Origin of the sequence: Streptomyces apocyni, from assembly GCF_009739465.1 — a bacterium.
GTDB lineage: Bacteria > Actinomycetota > Actinomycetes > Streptomycetales > Streptomycetaceae > Streptomyces > Streptomyces apocyni.
In genome coordinates this window covers 1-20,249 of sequence record NZ_WHOM01000052.1, presented here as the reverse complement: position 1 = coordinate 20,249, position 20,249 = coordinate 1, and the positions used below count along the sequence as shown (strand labels likewise).

The following is a 20,249-nucleotide window of genomic DNA, read 5'->3' as shown; positions in this document are numbered from 1 at the left end:
GTGCGGGGCTAGTAGGGCACCGTGTCGCACCAGGTTTCCGCCCAGGCGGAGGGGCCGTGTTCGTTGGCCGCGCGTACGGTGACGCAGATCTCGTCGCCGGAGAAGGGGCCCTTGATGGTGTAGGTGGTGTTGCCGGTGGAGTAGGTGGTGTCGACGTTCTTCTCGGTGAAGTTGCTGCCCTTGTTGGTGTAGCGGATGTCGTACCGGGTGGCTCGGTCGATCGCTGACCAGCTCACCTTGATCGGCATGTCGCACGCGCCGATGCAGGAGTTGGTGTACGCAAGCTTGTAGCCCTTCATCGCGGGCGGCGGCGTGCCGGAGGACGAGTCGCCGGAGCCGGACGAGCCACCGGAGTCGGACGAGCCATCGGAGCCGGACGAACCTCCGTCGTCCGAGCCGTCCGACGAGCCGGACTTGCCGCCGCTGTCAGAGTCGCTGTCGGAGTCGTTGTCGCCGCCGGATGAGTCGCCGCCGCTGTCCGTGGCCTGCTTCTCCGAACCGCCCCCGGTCTCCTGGGACTTCGGCTTGTCCGGCCCGCCCTCGTCGTCGTCCTGGGACTTCTTCTCGTCCTGGGCCTTCTCCTCGTCGTCCTGCTTCTTCTTGTCGTCCTCGGCCTTGGTGTCTTTCTCTTCCTTGGAGGGTGAGCTGCTGGGATTGCTCGGTGAGTCGCTGGTGCCAGGTGCGGGGCTCGCGCTGCTGCCTGGCGGGTGGGCCCGCGTGCCGTCCCCGCCGCCGCCCCCGAAGGGGTCGAGCATGGCGACCGTGCCGCCGCCGACGGTGATGACGGCGACGATGGGCAGCGCGATGAGCGTGCGGCGCCGACGGGGGCTGCGTTCTTGCTCTCGTTTTCGCGTGGTGGAGCCGTTGCCCGGCGGGGTGGCTTCGGGGGGCCCGTCCTTCGGTCGCAGCGTTACGGTCGCCAGGTCCACGGGCTGTTCCCGTACCGGCTCTTCCCGCAGCGGCGGCGCCGCCTCGGCGTCGAGCAGCCGTGCGGACTGCCGCGCGAGGTGGGCGACGACACCGGCGGGCAGCCAGGCGCCGCGCCCGGCGGGGGCACCCGTGCGCGCGGGGTCCTCCAGCAGTTCGTCGACGCCCGGCCGTCCGTCGATGTCCTTCGTGAGGCAGCGGGCTATGAGCGCGCGCAGCGCGTCGTCCTCGACGCGCGTCAGGTCGGGCTCGCCCTCCACGATCTGGAACATCACGGCGTGCTGGTTGCTGGCCCCCTGCCCGAACGGCAGTTGACCGGTCGCCGCGTAGGTCAGTACGCATCCGAGGGTGAACACGTCGCTCTTGGCCCCAGCGCGCTGTCCGCGCACCTGCTCCGGCGACATGAAGCCGGGGGAGCCGACGGCCATCCCCGTACTGGTCAGCAGGGACTCGACGGACGTCTCTAGCGCCCGTGCGATCCCGAAGTCGATGACCTTCGTGCCGTCCACGGTGAGCATCACGTTGGACGGCTTCAGGTCGCGGTGCACGATCCCGGCGCCGTGGATGTCCTTGAGCGCCCGGAGTAGTCCGTCGGCGAGGGCGTGCAGGGACGTGGTCGGCAACGGTCCGTGCCGCCGCACCACTTGTTCAAGCGAGAGCCCGGGAACGTACCCGGTGGCGACCCACGGGGGTTCGTCGCCCGGACCCGCGTCCAGCACCGGAGCCGTGTACCGCTCCCCGACCTTCCGCGCCGCCTCGATCTCGCGCCGGAAGCGCGCCCTGAACTGCTCGTCGGATACGTGCTCCTCGTGGACCACCTTCACGGCTACGGTCCGCCCGCTGTCCGACCGCGCGAGGAACACCCGCCCCATGCCACCGGCACCCAGCCGACCGAGCAGCAGATACGGCCCGATGCGGGCGGGGTCGCTCACCGCGAGCGGCTTGATACCCCCGTCGACGCTGTCGTCCCGTTCGTTCTGCTTCTCGCGGTCGTTTCGTTCGCCGCGCCCATCCCCGCCCGTACCGCCCATGATGGTGTGAATCCCCCGGCTCTTCTCCGCCTGGTCAACGGAGTAACTCGAACGAGAATAGGCGTTGTTGATGTGCCCGGTGCGGGTGAGGTCGTGGGGTACGGGCGGGACGCTCAGGCTAGTACGCCCCGCGCGGCCGTTCCGTCCGGCCAGGTCCAGCCCGCGACGAGGCGTCCGGACGGGTTCCCCGTGGCTTCCGTCGGTCGCAGGACGCGGTTGATCCGCACGTCGAGCCCGTCGTCGGGGTCGGTGTCGTGCGCGGTGGCGGTGGCGGTGGCGGTGACCGTGACGGTTGGGTCAGGGGTGTCGCTCTCGTTTTGGTGCTGCGGTATCGCCTCGCCGCGCAGGAGGGCGCGCAACCGCGCCCTCACCACCGGGTCCTGGAGGCCGTCGTAGATCCACCGGGTGCCGAGCACCCCGTGCTCGGAGGTGCCGATCAGCGCCTCGTCGGGGGCGTCCGCGAGTGCCGTACCGCGGTAGGCCATCGGCACCAGATACGCCACCGGCCCGGGCGCGCCGGAATCCACCACCACCATGAACTCGATCCCGACCGCGCCCTCCGGATCGTCCAGCCGGAAGCCACCGGCCCTGACCAGTTCCGTCGCCTGCGCGTCGCCCACGTACCAACTCTGCTTCGGCAGCCAGTCGGTGAGCAGCTCCAGCTTGGTGGGCGTCATCGTGGTGCGGTGGATGGTGCTCATGCCAGCTTCCTCACGTCACATAGGCCTGGACCGCCCTGCGGCGGAATGTGCGTTCGAATCTATAGGAACGGCCGCACGCATGCCTTGGACTCTTAGGTTGGCGCGATGTATTGACGCCTGTCATGTCCACACTTACTTTCAAGTCAGTTACTGGTTGGTAGATCAACTATGCGCAACTCGCGGAAGGGCGGGCGCAATGTCTCGTATCTCACCGAAAGCCGTCGGCGTTCTGCTGAGCGCGCTGGCCGTCACCGGGCTGGCGACCAGCCCCGCCAGCGCAGCCCAGGGGCTCGTCGATGGAACGATCGGCGCCGAAGGCCGGTCCTGTAGTTGGACCGACGGCGCCACCAGCGACACCGCCCCCAACACGCTGACGGTGGACAACACCACCATCAATCAGCCCGGCGGCAACCTGAACTGCACCGGTTCCACCACCGCGTCACTGAACAACGACCCGACCGTGACGTTCGACGACACGAACGGCACGGCGAGCACGGACCTGTTGGACATCTCCGTCACGCAATACGGCGTGACGTGCCGCTACCGGGCGTCGGACGTCACAGCTGAGCGCGACGGCGACACCCGCACCTACACGGCCACCGCCGAAATCCCGCTGTACGAGGGCAGTTTCTTCTGCCCCAACCCGGCGTCGGTGACCGCCACGTTCATCTTCCACTGAGGCAGACGCGCGGGACGTCGGTCGAGGACGCCGGTCGAGAACGTCAGTCGAACCAGCGGTCCCGCGCCAGCTCCCCCGTACGGGACGGGTCCTCCAGCAGCGCCGCGACCTCGAAGCGGCGCGGCCACTGGGCCGTGGCCCACGCCAGGCCCGCCGCGACGCCCTCCAGCGTCGCGGCGTGCACCGTGCCGTCCGGCGTCCGGCGCCAGTCGAGGTCGCCCAGCTCCTCGTGTTCGCGGTACGTCGCCGGGGTGGCGGGCCCGAGCAGGGCGCGGACCGAGTCCGGGACCGCCCGCTCCACACCCTCGTCCGGCACGTCCGCCCCGGACCCCACCTCGCTGAGCCGCCGCACCTGGAACAGTTCCGCCAACTCCGCCGCGCGGGCGGGCCGCACCGGCAGCAGCGCGAGACCCGCGGCCAGCGGGAGCAGGTCGGGCGCGTCGGCGACGACCGCGTCCGCCGCGTCCACCACCCGCACCTCCCCGTCGACGACCGCCCGCAACTCATCCGGCAACGTCACCTGCTCCGGGTCGAGGTCGGCCAGCGCGCCGTACAGGGCGTGGAGTTGGGCGGCGCTGACGTCGCACTCGGGGTCGGCCAGCCGCTCCAGCAGCTCGGCCGCGCCGCCGGGCTCGTCCAGCAGGGCCGCCACCGAGGTGCGTACGCCCAGGGCCCGCAGCACCTGCTCGTCGTCGAACCCGGCCGCGTCCACCTCCTCGTAGAGCCCGGCCAGCAGCGGGTCACCACCCGTGGCCCGCAGCCCGGCGGGACGGCGTCCGTCCAGGACCGGGTGGCCGCGCAGCCACCAGGCGGTGTACGGGCGTACGGACTCGGTCGTGCCGTCGGGCAGCAGGACCCGTACCGGCTGGGTCAGCGCGTCCCGCAGCGGCGGCTGGGACAGCAGGGCGAGCGCCTGCGGCCAGCGGTCGTCGTCGACCAGGTCCAGGTCCCGTACGGCGACCAGCTCGGTGGCGACGGGCGGCACGGGCGTGTCCGGGAGCTGATCGAGCAGGTCCTCGCTCCATACGTCGACGGCGTCCAGCAGGCCCACGTCGTCCGGCTCGGCGAAGTCGCCGTCCCTCGGCTCCAGTTCGTCCGGGTCGAGGACGACGTCACTGGCCCGCACCAGGGCGAAGTTGGCCAGCACCCCACACGCGGCGAGCGGCTGCTCACCCCACTGCTCGGCCAACTCGCCGTCCACCTCGGCGAGTTCGCCCTCGCGCATGACCTGCGCGAAGGGGCTTCCGGGCAGCACCAGTTCACCGGCGGGAGCCAGCTCGCCGTCCTCGTCCGGCAGCGCGAGCGCACCAAGCCAGGGCTCGTCACCGGGCTCAAGTCCGGCCTCTCGTACGAGCGTCAGCACCACGCGCGCCAGCTCGTCGCCGTCCAGCGCGTCCTCGTCCCACACGTCGTCGTCCAGCGAGGCGGCGACGGCGGCCCGCACCTGGGGCGTACGGAGCACGGCGCGCGGGGTCGCGGGCAGCGCGCCCAGCTTCTCCAGCAAGGGGTGGGCGGCATCCGCGTGCGCGACCTTCAGGCCCAGCCGGGCCAGGTTTTCGAGGTGGCCGCTCTCGGGGGTGTCGGCACCGGGCAGCAGCACCTGCCGGGGCCCGATGGTGGTCCGCCCGTCAGCGAGCGGCACCGGCAGTCCGGTCAGCCGGTCCGGGTCGACCCCGGCCAGGGACTCGTACAGCCGCCACCACCAGCCGGGGTCCCGCTCCAGACCGGCGAGCCGGTCGACGGCGTCCTGTAGCGGCACCCGCGCGACCCCGAGGGTACGCAGCTCGACGCGCCGCTCAAGTCCGGCGGGCAGCAACGTCGGCAGCACCTCCGCCAGCACCCGTACAGTGTCGGCACCGGCCCCTTCGACGATCTCGGCCTCGAACGGCCGCAGCGCGAGCGGCCGTTCTCCCCGTACCGCCGCGTCGTCACCGCCATCGCCATCGCCGCCGCCGTCTTCGCTATCGCCGCCGTCGTACTCCTCCGTGCCGGGGAGGGCGGGCAGCAGGAACGGCGTACGCGGCAGCCGCTCCAGGACCGCCGCGCGCAGCGCGCCGTCCAGCGCGGCCTGGCCCAGCGCCCCCGGCACCAGGTCGACGGTCCCGATCGTGGGCGGCCGCCAGTCGGCCAGCAGCCCGCTGTAGAGCTCGGCGGCGCGCTGGACCAGGAAGTCGGTCAGCGGCCCCGGGGCGACATGCCGCCGGGCGGCGTCCATCGGGAACGAGCCGATCAGCAGCGCGGGCATCCCGAGCGGCTCATCGCTCGGCGTCGGAGCGTGCACCACGGCCCCGGTACGAGGGCGGGCCGGGGCCCCGTCCCCCTCCACCGGAACAGCCCAGGTGACCGACCAGTACGGCCGCAGCCGCTCCTCGACGGGCCGCCCCTCAAGCAAGGCACGCTCCAGCGGCCCACCCCCACGGGCGATCCGCCACCGCGTCACGCCGTCCCGGCTGTCCTCCACCCGAACGCGCTCGCGCCCCTCGTCGACGCGCCGAAGGGTCCGGACACCGTCACCGTCCCCGTCCCCCGTCTCAATGACCACCTCAGCAAGCCCTGGAAGGGCCAGCAGCAGCGCGTCATCGACCCCCATGAGCAACCGCTCGGCCAGCGCCTCAGCGGCGGCATCACGCAGCGGCAGAATCACCACGGTGTCGTACGACTCCGGGGCGGTACCCTCCGCCGCCAACGGCAGCCGCAACAGCGGCACATGCCCGTCGCGACGACGTAGCTCGTCCGCCAGCCCGGGACTGGACCCCGCGGCCTGACGCGCCAGCTCCCTCGCCTCAGCCAACGAGAACCGCACACCACCCGAACGCCCCACCACCGCGGGCTCATCACTCACCGCGAGCACCGCGGCGAACCCGACCCCGAACCGCCCCACGGACGCCTCGTGCCCCTCCCGCTTGGCGGAGGCCCGCAGCGTGCTCAGCGACTCGACCCCGGCCGCGTCGAGCGGCGCCCCCGTGTTGGCGGCGACCAGCACCCCGTCGCGCAGCGTCAGGCGCAGCCGTCCCGGCACACCCGAGCGGGCCGCAGCGTCGGCCGCGTTCTGCGCCAGCTCCACCACCAGCCGGTCCCGGTACCCGCCCAGCGCCAGGTCCTCCTCGGCGTTGGCGTCCTCCCGGAACCGGGCCGGGGCGGTGCTCCACGCGTCGAGCACCGCCCGGCGCAGACGCGCGGTACCGAAGGGATCGGTCCCTTCGGGGGCGGGCCGCACGAATTTGCTCACGGGGTTCTGCCTTTCTCACGACGACTGCCGCCCGAAGGTACCGCGTCACCCCACGGCCAACGGCGGCGGAGCCAGTGGACTGGCTTCGCCGCCGTGTGGCATACGCGGTGCTCTCACTCCTCGGGGCAGCTCACGCGCGGGTTCCACTCGGCGAACTTGCCGTTCGGGTTGGACTTGTACAGCCAGACATGCAGGTCGTAGTGGACAGGCATGCCCGGGAAGTGGCCGGGCATCGGTCCGTCGAAGGGCTGGTTGAACAGCGTCGGGCGGTCGTCGTCCGTGCCGAGGTCCTGGTCGGCGTCGTAGACCAGGTACTCCACGGCCACCAGCTTCCGCTTGCCGTTCTTCTCCTCGTACAGCAGTGCCGCGGGCTTGGCCGGATCGAGCGAACCGATGTTGGCCTCGTTGATGTAGTGGAAGCCCATGCCGCCTTCGGGAGACTCGACACACACCGCGTCGGGAACGAAGCCGTCCTTCAGGGCGAGCGGCTCATAGTGGTACTTGGCGGTCCCGGCGATGGCCCGAGCGAGCTCGACGGAGACCTTGCCAGCGTCCTTCGGGTCACCATCACCCGCGTGGGCGGGGGCGGCGGTGAGGGTCATCGAGGTGAGGGCCGCGAGTGCGAGGCCAGCTATGAGGGGTCGTACGGTCATCCGAGGTGACTCCTTGCTTGAGGGCGCGGGGCGCCGAGGCTGACGGGGCCCTCCCCTGGCCCACGGCAGCAGCCTCTCCGCCACCCGCTCCCTCCGCACACGGAGTGCGTCGTTCGGCTGAACCACCCGACATGCGGGTGCGGGGACACCCGACAAGACTGGTCTTATGACAGTCAAGGCATTCCTCGAAGGCGGACCGGACGATCTCCCCGAGCGCATCGTCCCGATCACCCCGCCGGGAAACGAGCTGAAGATCCTGCACCGCGGCGGCTACGAGCACTTCAAGGCCACCCCACGCCACACGGACACGGCAAAGGGACGCCTGGTCGTCTTCGAATGGTGGGAGCGCACAGAAATCGCCGAATAACCCCCACCCCGCAACACCCGCAGCACCCCGCAGCACCCCGCAGTGATCAGCAGGCCGTCATGGGCAGGCCGTCACGGGCAGGCCGCCTTGGGTCACTAAGAGTGACCCAGGTCCTCCGCGGCGCCCGCCGCGTCCACCGACCCAGCGTCCGTCGGCGGCCGGAGCGGCATCAGGTCGACCTGCATCGAGTCGAAGACATGCGGCGCCGGACGCGGCGGCTTCGGCATGACCGCCGCCTCGGAGTGCCCCCCACAGCCGTACGCCAGCGACACGACCCGCCCGTCCGCCGGACTGAACTCGTTGCCGCAGACGCCGAAGGCCTGCCTGAGCGACCCGGCCATCGGCACCAGGAACCCGCACGAGACGCAGCTCGCGGGCGCGGCCTGGGCCATCGGGGTCTTGGCGCCGAACTGCTCGTCCCAGCGGTCGGCGGCGATGTGCAGCCCGTACCGGGAGAGGACGCGCGCCCGGCGCATGCCCAGCTCCTCGGCGACCGCCGAGATGGAGCCCCGGACCGGGGCGATCGGCAGCTCGGCGGGTGGTCCGCCGGTCAGCTCCGCGTCCTCCGCCTCGACCAGCTCGGCCATCTCATCGGAGACCGCGGAGTTCGGCGGCGGAACATCCTCGCCGGTGAACCCGGGCTCAAGCCGCAGATCCTCCGCGTCCGTGGGCAGCAGATCGCCGGGCCCCATGTCACCCGGCCGCAGCCGCTCGCTCCACGGCACCCACTCGGGCGCGAGCAGCGCGTCGGCGCCCGGCAGCAGCACCGTTTCGTCAAGGGTGACGACCTTGGCCCGGGACGCGCGGGCCACGGTCACCGCCCAGCGCCAGCCCCGGTAGCCCATGTCCTGGCACTCGAAGAGGTGGGTGACGACCCGGTCGCCCTCCCAGACGGCGTCGACGTGTTCGCCGACGACTCCGGGCGCGGCGGCCTCTTCGGCCGCGGCCCTTGCCAGCTCGACCGCCTCGGCGCACAGGCGGTCGGGGGTGCGGCTTCGCGTTGTCGCTGCGCTCACAGGTATCGCTTCTCTCCTACGCCGTCACGAGTGCGCCTTCACCTGCTACGGGGCACGGACGGAGCGGACCGGTGGGCCGCGTCGACGTCCGCGCCCGGTCACTCTCGGGCGCGCCTACGCCATCCATTCTGCGGGATCGCGAAGAGGCGCGCGGCCAAGAACAACCGCCGCGGGCGCGCTACGCACGCTACCTCTTCCACGCGCCGAGGCCCACATCAAGGTCAGGGGAACCGGGTAGGTGCGTCGGTGAAGACGTCGCCAGGAAGTCGCCAGGACGGCGCCAGGACGGCGCCAAGACGGCGCGGGCGACCCGTACGCCACCCTCGGTAAAGACCCGTACGCCACCCGGTGAAGATCGGTGAACAGATGACAACCAGGCGTCAGGACGGCCCCGGTGTGGCTGGTGTTGGGGCACTATGACGGGGTGACCACGGCAAAGTCGTCGCAGAACCCGGGCGCGCTGCGCAAAGCAGCCCGCGCCGTGGGGCGCGCTCTGCACCTGCCGTTCACCGGGACCGCGAAGGGCATCAGACGGGCTACCCACGCGCACGGCGCGGGCGAGTCGGGCCTGGGCAAGCTGATCGAGCTGCACGGCGTGAACGGCGCGGGCGACGTCATGGTCACCGTCGCCCTGGCGTCCACGGTGTTCTTCTCCGTACCGACGGACGAGGCGCGCGGCCGGGTCGCCCTCTATCTGGCGATCACCATGGCCCCGTTCACTCTGCTGGCCCCGGTGATCGGTCCGCTCCTGGACCGTATTCCGCACGGCCGTCGCGCGGCGATGGCGGGTTCGATGCTGGCCAGGGCGCTGCTCGCGCTCACTCTGTCGGGTGCGGTCGCGACCGGCAGTATCGAGCTGTACCCGGCCGCGCTCGCGGTGCTGGTGTCATCGAAGGCGTACGGCGTCGTCCGCAGCGCCGTCGTCCCGCGGCTGCTGCCGCCGCGCTTCTCGCTGGTCAAGGCGAACTCCCGGGTGACGCTCGGCGGGCTGCTGGCCACCGGTATCGCGGCGCCGGCGGCTGTCGGGCTGCATCGGATCGGCCCGGAGTGGCCGCTGTACGGCGCCTTCGTGCTCTTCGTCACCGGGGCGTTCCTGTCGTTCACGCTGCCGCACAAGGTGGACTCGGCGAAGGGTGAGCGCCGGGCGCTGCTCGCCGCGGACGCGGAGCACGTCCATGTGCATCTGCCGGGTACCCCGAAGGAGCCCCGCAAGATCGGGCTGCGGACGGTCGGCCCGTCGGTGACCCATGGACTGGTCGCCAACGCGACCCTGCGCTGTCTGTCCGGCTTCCTGATCTTCTTCCTCGCGTTCCTGCTCCGTGAGGATCCGCTGGGGGACCAGAGCGCCGCGGTGTCCCTGGCCATCGTCGGCGTCGCGGCGGGGGTCGGGAACGCGATCGGTACGGCGGTCGGCGCGGCGCTCAGGGCCCGTGCGCCGGAGCTGATCATCGTCGTGGTGGTGGGGTTCGTGCTGGCCATGGCGATCGCCGCGGCGTCCCTGTACGGCGCGGTGGTGGTCGGCCTGCTCGGGGCGTCCGCTGGCTTCGCCCAGGCGTTGGCCAAGCTGTCGCTGGACGCGGTGATCCAGCGGGACGTGCCCGAGCTCGTCCGTACGTCCGCGTTCGCTCGCTCCGAGACGATCCTGCAGATGTCCTGGGTGGTCGGTGGCGCCATCGGGATCGCGCTGCCGCTGCACGGCGGTGTGGGGCTGGCGGTGGGCGCGGGCATCGTGGCCCTCGGCTGGCTGACGACCGTACGCGGACTGCTCGCCGCCGCCAGACGGGGCGCGTCGCACCCCCGCGTGGCATGACGGCCGTCGCCTCCCGATAGCCTTCGGGTCATGACCTTCCTGCTCGCGGCCAAGGGCCGCCGCACCGCCGCTGCCCTCGGTGCCGTGTCCGCCGGACTCCTCGTGCTGTCGGCCTGTGGTGACAAGCCGACGCCCATGACGACGGTGACGTTCGGGGACAACACGGTGAGCTCTGAGGCCACCTGTTACGACGACGGCGACAAGGGCCTCGACCGGGTGAAGGCCAAGGAGTGCGCCCTGAAGAAGTCCAACAAGTCCATCAAGGTGACCACCGGCGAGACGATGCGCATCGGTGTGGACCCGAGTGTCTCCAAGACCGGCTGGACCCTGTGGGTCAACGGTCAGGAGGTCTTCCAGGGCGACCCGTTCAAGAAGACCTACCGCAGCTTCCAGAACATCGACGTGTTCGCGGCCCCGCAGGGCGAGACGGCGCCGGACAAGCTCTACATCAGCGTCGTGGAGACGTCGGCCGCCAAGGAAGGCGAGCCGGGCAAGATCAAGGGCGTCTGGAACTACAAGCTCGTCAACGAAGACGCCTGACGTCCCGGTACATGCCGGTGACATCCCGGGAGCGCGGCCGATGCGCGTACTAGTGGTGACCGCGGTGTCCGCTGAGGCGGACGCCGTCGCCGCGGGCCTGCCGGAGCGCGGGCCCGGTCCGGTCGAGGTCGGAGTCGGGGTCGAGGCCGGGGTCGAGGTCGGAGTCGGGGTCGAGGTCGAGCTGCTGGTTGCGGGTGTCGGACCAGCGGCGGCCGCGGCCGGTACGGCGGGCGCCCTGACCGCCGCCGCGCTCGCGGGCGAGCCGTACGACCTGGTGGTCTCGGCCGGAATCGGCGGGGGCTTCCAGCCCGACGCGCCGGTCGGGACCCTGGTCGTCGCCGACGCGATCATCGCGGCCGATCTGGGTGCCGAGACCGCCGACGGGTTCGTCCCGGTCACCGAGCTCGGTTTCGGGACGGTCGAGCACCGGCCGCCCCCCGCGCTCGTACGGGCCGCCGCGGCGGCCACCGGCGCCCGCGTGGGCACCGTACTCACCGTCTCCACCGTGACCGGCTCCGCCGAGCGGGCCGCGCTGCTCAGGGCCCGGCACCCGGGTGCCGTCGCCGAGGCGATGGAGGGCTTCGGAGTCGCCGAGGCGGCCGCCGCGCGGGGTTGTCCGGTACTGGAGCTGCGGGCGGTCTCCAACCCGGTGGGCCCGCGCGACCGCGCGGCCTGGCGGATCGGGGACGCGCTCACCGCGCTCACCGCGGCGACCGCCAGGCTCGTCCCCGTACTCAACCCCGTACTGGACCCCGTACTGGACCCTGTGGAGAACCGCGAACGGCCGAGGGAGACGCCATGACGCTGCGCATCGCCTACTCGCCCTGCCCCAACGACACCTTCGTCTTCCACGCCTGGGCGCACGGTCTGGTGCCCGGCGCGCCGGAGCTGGACGTGACCTTCGCCGACATCGACGTCACCAACGGCATGGCCGAACGCGGCGAGCTGGACGTGCTGAAGGTCTCCTACGCCGTTCTGCCGTACGTCCTGGACGAGTACGCCCTGCTCCCCTGCGGCGGCGCGCTGGGCCGCGGCTGTGGCCCGCTCGTCCTCACGCGCGAACCCGGCATGGATCTGGCGGGCAGGACCGTCGCCGTGCCGAGCGAGCGGTCGACCGCGTATCTGCTGTTCCGGCTGTGGGCCGCGGACACGCTGGAGGCGGGCGTCGGGAACGTCGTCGTGATGCCGTTCCACGAGATCATGCCCGCCGTACGGGACGGCCGGGTGGACGCCGGACTGGTCATCCACGAGGCGCGGTTCACTTACCAGGAGTACGGGCTGCACTGCCTGGCGGACATGGGCGCGCACTGGGAGCGGACGACCGGGCTGCCGATCCCGCTCGGCGCGATCATCGCCAAGCGGTCGCTGGGCGAGGCGACGCTGAAGTCCCTGGCCGACGCCGCGCGCACGTCCGTACGGATGGCCTGGGACGACCCCGAGGCGTCCCGCGCGTATGTGCTGCGGCATGCCCAGGAGATGGACCCGGCCGTCGCCAACCAGCACATCGGGCTCTATGTGAACGAGTTCACCGCCGACCTCGGCGAGACCGGCTACGCGGCGGTACGGGGACTGCTGACGCGCGCGGCGGCCGAGGGGCTCGTACCGCCCCTCGGCCGTGACGCGCTCAGGCTTCTCTAGACGTCCGTTTTCTCTAGACGTCCAGTTTCTCTAGACGTCCAGCTGGTCCGCCACCGCCCGCAGCATTCCGGCGATCTGGGCGCCGTGCGCCTTGTCGGGGTAGCGGCCGCGCTCCAGTTGCTGTGCGACGCCCTCCAGGAGCGTCGTCAGGTCCTGGACAATCGAGGCGAGTTCGTCCGGCTTGCGGCGCTGGGCGGCCGCCACGGACGGCGTGGGGTCGAGGATCGTCACAGACAGCGCCTGGTCACCGCGTTGGCCCGCGACGACGCCAAACTCGACGCGCTGGCCGGGCTTGAGCGCGTCCACTCCCGTGGGCAGCACCGACGAGTGAACGAAGACGTCACCGCCGTCGTCGCGGGAGAGGAAGCCGAAGCCCTTCTCACTGTTGAACCACTTGACCTTGCCGGTAGGCACGTCTGTCCTCGTCCTCGTACTCGTCGGTCCGATGCCGGGTCCCCCGGGACTTCCGGGCTCAAACGGCTCTGGATAGCACTACAGCGGGCCGACTGACCCGCCACCACCAAGACTATTGGTCCATGAGCCGGTGACAAGACGTCCCCGTCTGGTTCCTGCCCGCAGGGAACTACCCTGGTCGGGTGAGCGACACACCTAAAGCCGCGGGTGACCGGCTGGTCCGCATCGGCGCGATCGTCTTCTTCGTGGGGGCGGTGGCCACTCTGGTCACCGTGGCCCCGCTGTTCCTGGGTACGGAGCCGTTCCCGACCGTCTCGTATGCCGTGAGCATGCTGATGGGCGTCGGGTTCGCCATCGCGGGAGCGGGGGTGCTGCAGTCGATCGCGGCGCAGCGCCGCGCGGCCCGCGAGGCGACATAGCGGGCGACTGACCGGACGCCGCGGGGCGCTTCGGGGCCCGTCGGGCGTGTCGGGCCCGTGCGGTCAGGCGCGCGCCGCGAGGTGCCCCGCCAGCCATCCCGGGAACCGCGTCAGGTCGCTGAGCAGCACATCCGCGCCCGCGGCGCGCAGTTCACCGGTGTCACAGGGCCCGGTCGGTACGGCGACCGACAGCGCCCCTGCGGTGCGCGCGCCCCGTACGTCGCCGACGTGGTCGCCGACGTAGACCGCGGCCCCGTACTCGCGCAGCGCCTCCGCCTTCGCCTCGGCCCAGAGCCAGCCGATCACCGCGTCGGGCTCGATGCCGAGGTGGGTGAGGTGCAGCTTGGCGCTGGGCTCGTGCTTGGCGGTGACGACGATGGCGCGGCCGCCCTGTTCCTGGACGGCGGTGACGGCCTCGCGGGCGCCGGGCATCAGCAGAGTTGGCTCGATCGCGTGCGTCGGGTACAGCTCGCGGTACCGGTCGACCATGGCCTGAATTCGATGCTCGGGGAACCAGTACGCCAGTTCCTGCTCCAGTGGCGGCCCGAGCCGGGTGACGGCGAGGTCGGCGTCGATCCACACTCCGGTCTCGGCGGAGAGCGCCTGGTAGGCCGCCCTGATGCCGGGCCTGGAGTCGATGAGGGTCATGTCCAGGTCGAAGCCGACGGTGAAAGGGTGGGCGGACGGACCGGTGTGATCGGGGGATGCCATGGCGCCTATTGTGCCGACTCGAAGCCGACCCCCGGCCCGTACACTTAGCCCAGCCTAAGCTCATATCGAAAAGGGTCAGATGGCTGTCATACCACCCAAGTCGCCCTCGACTTCTGAGTCCTCAGCGTCCGCGTCCGCGAAGTCCGGTGCGGACGCTTCGTGCGGTGCGGACGCTTCGTCCGGCGCGGAGTCCGTGTCCGCGCGACGGTCGCTGGTGATCCGACGTATCAGCTGGGTGGTCGGCGGGATGCTGGCGCTCGCCGTGGCCGTACTGCTCTCGCTCGCGGTCGGGGCCCGCCCGATCGCGCCGTCGGTCGTCTTCGACGCGGTGCTGCACGGCGGGACCAGCGACGACGCCGCGGTGGTGCGCGAACTGCGGGTGCCCAGAACCCTGATCGGCCTGATGGTCGGCGTGGCCCTCGCGCTCACCGGCACCGTGTTGCAGGGCATCACCCGCAATCCCATCGCCGACCCCGGGATTCTCGGCATCAGCCAGGGCGCGTCGGTCGCCGTCGTGCTGGCGATGGCCTTTACGGGGATCACCGCGCTCGCGGGCTATGTCTGGTTCGCCTTCGCGGGCGCGGCGATCGCCTCGGTCGCGGTGTACGCCATCGCCTCGCGGGGGCGGGGCGGCGCCACGCCGGTGAAGCTGGCGCTGGCCGGTGCCGCGATCAACGCGCTGCTGCTCTCGGTGATCATGGCCGTCCTGACCACGCGGGCCGCCGCTCTGGAGGAGTTCCGGTTCTGGCAGGTGGGCTCGCTCGCCGGGCGTGAGCTGGAGATGTTCTACGAGCTCTCGCCGTTCCTGATCCTCGGCATGACGCTGGTGGCCTCGGTGGCGCGCGGCCTGGACGCGCTCGCCCTGGGTGAGGACATGGCCAAGGGCCTGGGGCAGAACGTCGCGCGGGTACGGATCGTGGGCGGCCTCGGGGCGACCGTGCTCACCGGTACCGCTGTCGCGGCGGCGGGCCCGGTGGCCTTCATCGGGCTCGCGGTCCCGCATATCGCCCGCGCCATGGTGGGCAGCGCGCACCGCTGGGTGCTGCCGATGGCGGCGCTGCTCGGCCCGGTGATGCTGCTGGTCTCCGACGTCATCGGCCGGGTGCTCCTCCCGCCGGGCGAGATTCCCGCGGGCGTGATGACGGCCCTGATCGGCGTCCCGTTCCTGGTGGCCCTGGTGCGCCGGAAGGCGGTACCGGCGTGACGACGGACCTGAACGCCCGCCCCACGGGGACGCAAGGCATGCCCCCGGCACGCCCGGTTCGCCCGGCCGGTTACGCGGTGATCCGCGTCCACCGGGCCACCTTCCTGCTCCACCGGCGCGCGGCGGTCGTCGCGGCGGCCCTCTCCGTACTGCTCGCGGCGGTGTGTGTCGCGTACCTCTCCGTGGGAGAGAGCTTCGTCGCCCCGGCCGAGGTCCTGAAGGTGATCCTCGGCCAGCCGTCGTCCGAGGAACTGGTCGTCGGCACCCTTCGCCTTCCCCGGATGGTCGTGGGCCTGCTGGTCGGCGCCGCGTTCGGGGTCGCGGGCGCGCTGATCCAGACCGTCGCCCGTAACCCGCTCGCCAGCCCCGACATCATCGGCATCAGCCAGGGCGCCAGCGTCCTGGCTGTCGCCACGGTCACCTTCGGCCTCGCCTCGTACGGCACGCTGCCGTACGTGGCGGTGTCCGGCGGCGTCCTGGCGGCCACGCTCGTCTATCTCTTCGCCTGGCGCGGCGGTCTGCACGCCACCCGCTTCGTCCTCATCGGCATCGGCTTCGCGCTCGCGCTGCGCGCCCTCACCACGCTCTTCCTGACCAAGGGCGACTACCTGGTCGCCCAGCAGGCCATGATCTGGATGACCGGCTCGCTGAACGGCCTCGGCTGGGACCAGGCGGCGCCCATCGGCTGGGTGCTGCTCGCCCTGATCCCGGCGATCGCCTGGGCCGCCCGCGCGCAGCGCACGGTGAGCATGGACGACGACACGGCGACCGCGCTGGGGGTGCGGCTGAACCGGGTGCGTCTTGGCCTGGTCGCGCTCGGCGTCATCCTCGCCTCGGTGGCGACGGGGACGGCGGGCCCGGTCGAGTTCGTGGCGCTGCTCGCCCCGCAGGTGACCCGGCGCCTGACCCGTACCGCCCAGATCCCGTTGTTCTGCAGCGCCTTGATGGGCGCCCTCATCGTCGTACTCGCCGATCTGCTGGCTCGCCGTCTGCTCTCGCCGGTCGAGCTGCCGGTGGGTGTGCTGACCGCGGCGGTGGGCGCCCCGTACCTGATCTGGTTGATCATCCGAAGCCGTACCGGAGGAAAGTCGTGACACGGCTCAGCGCCCAAAACCTCACCCTCGCCTACGAGGACCGCACCGTCGTCCACGACCTCGATCTGGCCGTCCCGGACGGCAAGGTGACGGTGATCGTCGGCCCGAACGCCTGCGGAAAGTCCACCACCCTCCGCGCGCTCGGCCGCCTCCTGAAGCCCAAGACCGGCGCGGTCCTGCTCGACGGCACGGACCTCACCAAGCTCCCCACCAAGCGCATCGCGCAACAGATCGGCCTCCTCCCGCAGACCCCCGTGGCCCCCGAGGCGATCACCGTCGCGGACCTGGTCGCCCGCGGACGGCAGCCGCACCAGCACTGGTGGCAGCAGTGGTCAGCGGAGGACGAGCGCGCGGTCACCGAGGCGATGGCCCGTACCGACGTGTCCGACCTCGCCGACCGCTCAGTCGACGAGCTCTCCGGCGGCCAGCGCCAGCGCGTCTGGATCGCCATGGCACTCGCCCAGGAGACCGAACTCCTCCTCCTGGACGAGCCGACCACCTACCTGGACATCTCCCACCAGGTCGAGGTCCTGGACCTGGTGCGCCAGCTCAACAAGGAACGCGCCCGCACCGTCGTCATCGTCCTGCACGACCTCAACCAGGCCGCCCGCTACGCCGACCACCTCATCACCATGAAGTCCGGCCACGTCGTAGCCTCCGGCCCACCCGCCGACATCGTGACGGCCGACCTGGTCCACGACGTCTTCGGTCTCGACTGCGTCGTGGTCCCCGACCCTGTCACTGGGTCCCCGCTGGTCGTCCCGGGCGCCCCTTGGCACGCCACCCCCACAGAGCCCGCCGACGCTCGCGGGGCGGTTCACGGTGGCGGGCTGGCGTGAGGTCAGTCGGGGGGCTCCGCCGTGGGGTCGGCCAGTAGTCCCGCCGCGGTGAACTCCTTCAGGAATGCCTCGCAGAAGGGCTTGAGGTCACCCGGCTTCCGGCTGGTGATCAGTGCGTTGGGCCCCCGGTCGCAGACGACGACCTGCTCGTCCACCCAGTCGCCACCCGCGTTGCGGATGTCGGTGCGCAGGCTCGGGTACGAGGTCAGCACGCGGCCTCGCACCACGTCCGCCTCGACGAGGGTCCACGCCGCGTGACAGATGGCCGCCACCGGTCGGCCCCGCTCGAAGAACCCCTTCACGAACGCCACGGCCTGGTCGTTCATGCGCAGAAAGTCCGGATTGGCGACCCCGCCGGGCAGCACCAGACCGTCGAAGTGCTCAGCGGACACCTCGCCGACCACCTCCTGCACCGGGAACACGTCGGCCCGGTCCAGGTGGTGGAACGCCTGGATCTCCCCCGCCTTCGTGGACACCAGCACGGGCTCGCCGCCCGCGTCGGTCACCGCCTGCCAGGGTTCGGTCAGCTCCACCTGTTCGACGCCCTTGGGCGCCGCCAGGAACGCGATGCGCATCATGACGATCAGCTTCCTTCCTTGGCCGCGTAGCTGATGGGGCGGGCCACCGTTCCGAGTACCCCGTGTGGCCGCTCCTAGCGGCCCCAGCAGCACTCATGGCACGGTCATCGGCGATCAGGTTCCGAGCCAGCCCTCCGCGTCGAGGCGGAAGGCCTCCGCCGGGACGACCGCGCGCAGGTCGGACTCCAGGGCGCGCAGGCGTTCCGCTCCCAGGGCCTCGGCCCACTGGGCGTGCAGATCGTCGTCCTGACCGTCGCCACGCGCGACGAGTGCCACCTCTGCGTCAGGCTGCACACCGCGCCCCTGCGCAAGCTGGGCGCCACCCCGGAACTCGTCACAGCCCTCACCGAACAGCGCCCGCTCCCCGAGGAACGGCTGGAAGCCGTACGGCAGTTCACCCGCGCGAACCGGCTCACGCGGGCCGCCTGAGACGCGCTACGTCCTAGGGCCTGTCTGACAATTCCCGTCTGTCTCGCGACGCCATGCACGCACTCTCGCCGCACCGAGGCCGCCCTCCGGGCGACGACGCGAATTGCCAGACAGGCCCTAGTCGCGGGGGAACTTGGCGGTGTCGAGGGTGAGGTCGAGGAGGGTGTGGGTGAGGGGAATCTGCTCGCCGAAGTCGGCTCGGGACTCGGTGCGGTATTCGCCGTCTTTGGGGTCTGTGTAGGAGTGGCACCGGCCCTGGTAGGGGTCGGCGATGAGGTAGACCGGGACTCCGGCCTTCGCGTAGGCGGTCTTCTTCGGCCCGTAGTCGTTCGCCCCCGTGCCACGGGAAATGACCTCGGCGACGAACTCGACGTCCTCGTGGCGCCAGCGTCCCTCGGCGTCCGGCTCCGCGCCGTCACGGAACTTGGCCACGTCCGGGCAGAAGCCGTTCTCGTAGCCGGGGAAGTCGACGCGTACGTCCGACATCACCAACACGTCTTCGCCGAACCTGTTCTCCAGTGCACGCAGGATCTTGCGGATGATCTGCCAGTGCACATTCCGCTGCGGCACCATCTGGACGGCCCCCTCGACGACCTCTGCCTTGAATCCCTCGGGGGTCATCCGCTCAAGCAGCTCGAACAACTCGTCCAGTCGCCGGGCGTTGTCGTCGGCCATCTCGATCCTGTCGGTCTCTACGATGGTCATCGTGGCGCTCCTCCCCAGCTCCCCGTCGTCGGGCAGCCGCGTACTTCAACGATACGCAGCCGTTTGCGGATACGGCTTACGGCGTGCGGCCGAGATGCGTGACCAAGATACGGATGGCGTCGTCCTCGATGAGGTAGAGCACGCGGCAGTTGCCGATACGCAGGCGTCGCGCGCCGGGGCCGTACGCGGTGGACTGCGCGGGGCGCGGCGCTTCGGCGAGCGAGTCCACGGCTTCGTAGACGGCGGCGAGGCCGGTCGGGTCGTCCTTGAGGAACCGCACCGCCGCGTTGGTGGCGCCAGGCTCCCAGATGATCCGGTAGGTCACGGGCGCAGCCCGAGCATCCGCCCGACTTCCTCATGCGGGATGCCCTCTTCAAGTGCGCCTTCGGCCTTGCGGCGTTGGTACTCCGCAAGCGCGAGGGCGTCTTCGAGGTCCTCGATCACCTGGGGCGAGACGAGAAGGGCCGCCACATGCCCATGGTCAGTGAGGGCGATGGTCTCGCGGCCGTGAGCCGCGCGGCGCACGAGGTCACCGAGCTGAGAGCGGGCCGCACTGATCGCGATCTCGGTCATGCCTCCAAGGTTGCACAACGTTAATCTAGTGGTCAATAGCTACGCGCGGGCGCGGCGGGCTCGCCAGACCAGGAACAGGGCTGAGGCGATGGCCGCTCCCCGTACGACCCAGGGCCAGGTGTCGCCGAGTGCGTCGGCCATGCCGTCCCTGGGTACCTCCGCGCCCCAGCGCCCCTCGACCCGCCCCCACAGCCACACCATCCCGGCCGCCGCGACCAGCCCGGGCGCGCCGAGCGCGGCGAACTTCGCCTCGCTTCGGGTGAGTCGGCGCGAGGTGTAGGCCAGGACCCAGCCGATGCCCAGGGCGATCCAGTTGCCGAGGAACGCCCCGGCTACGAGGGACGCGGCAGCCAGGAGGAGGAGTGGGTTGCCCAGGCCCGGGCCGCCGGGGGTGCGCAGGCGCGGGAAGCGGCGGCGGGCGGGCGGGGTGGTCGTGGTGGCGGGGTCGGTCGTGGTGTCGGTGGTGGCGTCTGGCTGCTGGGCCGGGGCTGGGGCTGGCTCTGTGGAGGGGGCGGGCTTCTTGCGGGGTGCTGTGGCGTCGTCCTTGGCGTCCTTGTCGAGCGGCGCCCGGAACAGTTCCGGGATCTCCACGCCGCCCACGAAGCCCGGCACGGTGTCCGCCCCGCCGCCTCCCGGTGCCGGTCCCACCCGCCACCAGTCCTGGTCCGCCGCACCGGGACGGGACGGCCCGA

At 71.4% G+C, this 20,249-nt stretch carries 22 protein-coding genes and 1 pseudogene; 10 read left to right on the top strand and 13 right to left on the bottom strand.

The features are described 5' to 3' along the window. Positions 1 to 8: 8 nt before the first annotated feature. Both GCN81_RS14345 and GCN81_RS14340 read right to left on the bottom strand, forming a co-directional pair. Entirely contained in the window at positions 9 to 1,958 is a 1,950-nt protein-coding gene (locus GCN81_RS14345; RefSeq protein ID WP_156724981.1) for a protein kinase domain-containing protein, read from the bottom strand. Positions 1,959 to 2,071: 113 nt separating this feature from the next. Next, positions 2,072 to 2,659 (bottom strand): maltokinase N-terminal cap-like domain-containing protein, encoded by a 588-nt coding sequence (locus tag GCN81_RS14340; protein ID WP_156724980.1) that lies wholly within the window; start codon positions 2,657 to 2,659, stop codon positions 2,072 to 2,074. Between the two features lie 196 nt (positions 2,660 to 2,855). Between GCN81_RS14340 and GCN81_RS14335 the strand changes: the two genes are divergently transcribed. Continuing rightward, positions 2,856 to 3,338, top strand: coding sequence for a hypothetical protein (locus tag GCN81_RS14335; RefSeq protein ID WP_156724979.1), 483 nt, complete (start codon positions 2,856 to 2,858; stop codon positions 3,336 to 3,338). Between the two features lie 43 nt (positions 3,339 to 3,381). Here the strand turns inward: GCN81_RS14335 and GCN81_RS14330 are convergent, their stop codons facing one another. Together GCN81_RS14330 and GCN81_RS14325 are read right to left on the bottom strand one after the other, a co-directional pair. Further along, positions 3,382 to 6,567, bottom strand: a complete 3,186-nt coding sequence (locus GCN81_RS14330) for a sacsin N-terminal ATP-binding-like domain-containing protein (RefSeq protein ID WP_156724978.1) — start codon at positions 6,565 to 6,567, stop codon at positions 3,382 to 3,384. Positions 6,568 to 6,680: 113 nt separating this feature from the next. Continuing rightward, a complete protein-coding gene (locus tag GCN81_RS14325; RefSeq protein ID WP_156724977.1) occupies positions 6,681 to 7,220 on the bottom strand; it encodes a hypothetical protein in 540 nt (179 codons plus the stop codon). 166 nt (positions 7,221 to 7,386) lie between these two features. On the opposite strand from GCN81_RS14325, the gene GCN81_RS14320 reads away from it, so the two are divergent. Continuing rightward, positions 7,387 to 7,587, top strand: coding sequence for a DUF5988 family protein (locus GCN81_RS14320; protein WP_156724976.1), 201 nt, complete (start codon positions 7,387 to 7,389; stop codon positions 7,585 to 7,587). A 95-nt stretch (positions 7,588 to 7,682) separates the two neighbouring features. On the opposite strand, the gene GCN81_RS14315 is transcribed toward GCN81_RS14320, so the two are convergent. Continuing rightward, the gene (locus tag GCN81_RS14315) at positions 7,683 to 8,603 is read right to left on the bottom strand and encodes a DUF3027 domain-containing protein (protein ID WP_156724975.1); all 921 of its coding nucleotides are present in this window, start codon (positions 8,601 to 8,603) and stop codon (positions 7,683 to 7,685) included. 460 nt (positions 8,604 to 9,063) lie between these two features. Here GCN81_RS14315 and GCN81_RS14310 point away from each other — a divergent pair, with 460 nt between their 5' ends. From GCN81_RS14310 to GCN81_RS14295, 4 genes are read left to right on the top strand one after another with little or no spacing between them, the layout of a single operon-like run. Further along, positions 9,064 to 10,413, top strand: coding sequence for an MFS transporter (locus tag GCN81_RS14310; protein ID WP_156725052.1), 1,350 nt, complete (start codon positions 9,064 to 9,066; stop codon positions 10,411 to 10,413). Between the two features lie 30 nt (positions 10,414 to 10,443). Next, complete coding sequence (locus GCN81_RS14305) at positions 10,444 to 10,953, top strand: hypothetical protein (protein WP_156724974.1); 510 nt, start codon at positions 10,444 to 10,446, stop codon at positions 10,951 to 10,953. A gap of 40 nt (positions 10,954 to 10,993) precedes the next feature. Further along, the gene (locus tag GCN81_RS14300; protein WP_156724973.1) at positions 10,994 to 11,755 is read left to right on the top strand and encodes a futalosine hydrolase; all 762 of its coding nucleotides are present in this window, start codon (positions 10,994 to 10,996) and stop codon (positions 11,753 to 11,755) included. Next, complete coding sequence (locus tag GCN81_RS14295) at positions 11,752 to 12,591, top strand: 1,4-dihydroxy-6-naphthoate synthase (protein WP_156724972.1); 840 nt, start codon at positions 11,752 to 11,754, stop codon at positions 12,589 to 12,591. Before GCN81_RS14300 ends, GCN81_RS14295 begins: the two co-directional genes overlap by 4 nt. Before the next feature lie 30 nt (positions 12,592 to 12,621). Here GCN81_RS14295 and GCN81_RS32870 read toward each other — a convergent pair whose 3' ends face one another. After that, entirely contained in the window at positions 12,622 to 13,005 is a 384-nt protein-coding gene (locus GCN81_RS32870; protein ID WP_156724971.1) for a cold-shock protein, read from the bottom strand. Positions 13,006 to 13,187: 182 nt separating this feature from the next. On the opposite strand from GCN81_RS32870, the gene GCN81_RS14285 reads away from it, so the two are divergent. Then, on the top strand, positions 13,188 to 13,424 hold the full coding sequence (locus GCN81_RS14285; protein WP_156724970.1) for a hypothetical protein: 237 nt from the start codon (positions 13,188 to 13,190) through the stop codon (positions 13,422 to 13,424). A gap of 63 nt (positions 13,425 to 13,487) precedes the next feature. Here GCN81_RS14285 and GCN81_RS14280 read toward each other — a convergent pair whose 3' ends face one another. Next, the gene (locus tag GCN81_RS14280) at positions 13,488 to 14,135 is read right to left on the bottom strand and encodes an HAD family hydrolase (RefSeq protein ID WP_156724969.1); all 648 of its coding nucleotides are present in this window, start codon (positions 14,133 to 14,135) and stop codon (positions 13,488 to 13,490) included. A 247-nt stretch (positions 14,136 to 14,382) separates the two neighbouring features. On the opposite strand from GCN81_RS14280, the gene GCN81_RS14275 reads away from it, so the two are divergent. From GCN81_RS14275 to GCN81_RS14265, 3 genes are read left to right on the top strand one after another with little or no spacing between them, the layout of a single operon-like run. Further along, on the top strand, positions 14,383 to 15,339 hold the full coding sequence (locus GCN81_RS14275) for a FecCD family ABC transporter permease (protein WP_156725051.1): 957 nt from the start codon (positions 14,383 to 14,385) through the stop codon (positions 15,337 to 15,339). A gap of 38 nt (positions 15,340 to 15,377) precedes the next feature. Beyond that, entirely contained in the window at positions 15,378 to 16,433 is a 1,056-nt protein-coding gene (locus GCN81_RS14270; protein WP_156725050.1) for a FecCD family ABC transporter permease, read from the top strand. Then, positions 16,430 to 17,272, top strand: coding sequence for an ABC transporter ATP-binding protein (locus GCN81_RS14265; RefSeq protein ID WP_156724968.1), 843 nt, complete (start codon positions 16,430 to 16,432; stop codon positions 17,270 to 17,272). Before GCN81_RS14270 ends, GCN81_RS14265 begins: the two co-directional genes overlap by 4 nt. 2 nt (positions 17,273 to 17,274) lie before the next feature. Here the strand turns inward: GCN81_RS14265 and GCN81_RS14260 are convergent, their stop codons facing one another. The 6 genes and pseudogenes from GCN81_RS14260 to GCN81_RS14230 all read right to left on the bottom strand — a co-directional run. Further along, on the bottom strand, positions 17,275 to 17,847 hold the full coding sequence (locus GCN81_RS14260) for a type 1 glutamine amidotransferase domain-containing protein (RefSeq protein ID WP_156725049.1): 573 nt from the start codon (positions 17,845 to 17,847) through the stop codon (positions 17,275 to 17,277). A 117-nt stretch (positions 17,848 to 17,964) separates the two neighbouring features. Next, positions 17,965 to 18,144, bottom strand: a complete 180-nt coding sequence (locus tag GCN81_RS14255; protein WP_156724967.1) for a hypothetical protein — start codon at positions 18,142 to 18,144, stop codon at positions 17,965 to 17,967. A 252-nt stretch (positions 18,145 to 18,396) separates the two neighbouring features. Then, a complete protein-coding gene (locus tag GCN81_RS14245) occupies positions 18,397 to 18,984 on the bottom strand; it encodes a Uma2 family endonuclease (RefSeq protein ID WP_156724966.1) in 588 nt (195 codons plus the stop codon). A 76-nt stretch (positions 18,985 to 19,060) separates the two neighbouring features. Beyond that, positions 19,061 to 19,309, bottom strand: a complete 249-nt coding sequence (locus tag GCN81_RS14240; RefSeq protein WP_156724965.1) for a type II toxin-antitoxin system RelE family toxin — start codon at positions 19,307 to 19,309, stop codon at positions 19,061 to 19,063. After that, positions 19,306 to 19,557: a type II toxin-antitoxin system Phd/YefM family antitoxin gene (locus GCN81_RS14235; RefSeq protein ID WP_156724964.1), complete on the bottom strand. Its 252-nt coding sequence runs from the start codon at positions 19,555 to 19,557 to the stop codon at positions 19,306 to 19,308. Before GCN81_RS14235 ends, GCN81_RS14240 begins: the two co-directional genes overlap by 4 nt. Positions 19,558 to 19,596: 39 nt before the next feature. Then, positions 19,597 to 20,249: pseudogene (locus GCN81_RS14230) on the bottom strand (hypothetical protein); the annotation flags it as partial.

Excerpts from the sequence above, each read along its gene's own strand:
- GCN81_RS14345 (WP_156724981.1), bottom strand. The coding sequence starts at position 1,958 with ATGGGCGGTACGGGCGGGGATGGGCGCGGCGAACGAAACGACCGCGAG.
- GCN81_RS14340 (WP_156724980.1), bottom strand. The coding sequence starts at position 2,659 with ATGAGCACCATCCACCGCACCACGATGACGCCCACCAAGCTGGAGCTG.
- GCN81_RS14335 (WP_156724979.1), top strand. The coding sequence starts at position 2,856 with ATGTCTCGTATCTCACCGAAAGCCGTCGGCGTTCTGCTGAGCGCGCTG.
- GCN81_RS14325 (WP_156724977.1), bottom strand. The coding sequence starts at position 7,220 with ATGACCGTACGACCCCTCATAGCTGGCCTCGCACTCGCGGCCCTCACC.
- GCN81_RS14320 (WP_156724976.1), top strand. The coding sequence starts at position 7,387 with ATGACAGTCAAGGCATTCCTCGAAGGCGGACCGGACGATCTCCCCGAG.
- GCN81_RS14305 (WP_156724974.1), top strand. The coding sequence starts at position 10,444 with ATGACCTTCCTGCTCGCGGCCAAGGGCCGCCGCACCGCCGCTGCCCTC.
- GCN81_RS14300 (WP_156724973.1), top strand. The coding sequence starts at position 10,994 with ATGCGCGTACTAGTGGTGACCGCGGTGTCCGCTGAGGCGGACGCCGTC.
- GCN81_RS14295 (WP_156724972.1), top strand. The coding sequence starts at position 11,752 with ATGACGCTGCGCATCGCCTACTCGCCCTGCCCCAACGACACCTTCGTC.
- GCN81_RS14280 (WP_156724969.1), bottom strand. The coding sequence starts at position 14,135 with ATGGCATCCCCCGATCACACCGGTCCGTCCGCCCACCCTTTCACCGTC.
- GCN81_RS14275 (WP_156725051.1), top strand. The coding sequence starts at position 14,383 with ATGCTGGCGCTCGCCGTGGCCGTACTGCTCTCGCTCGCGGTCGGGGCC.
- GCN81_RS14270 (WP_156725050.1), top strand. The coding sequence starts at position 15,378 with ATGCCCCCGGCACGCCCGGTTCGCCCGGCCGGTTACGCGGTGATCCGC.
- GCN81_RS14260 (WP_156725049.1), bottom strand. The coding sequence starts at position 17,847 with ATGCGCATCGCGTTCCTGGCGGCGCCCAAGGGCGTCGAACAGGTGGAG.
- GCN81_RS14245 (WP_156724966.1), bottom strand. The coding sequence starts at position 18,984 with ATGACCATCGTAGAGACCGACAGGATCGAGATGGCCGACGACAACGCC.
- GCN81_RS14235 (WP_156724964.1), bottom strand. The coding sequence starts at position 19,557 with ATGACCGAGATCGCGATCAGTGCGGCCCGCTCTCAGCTCGGTGACCTC.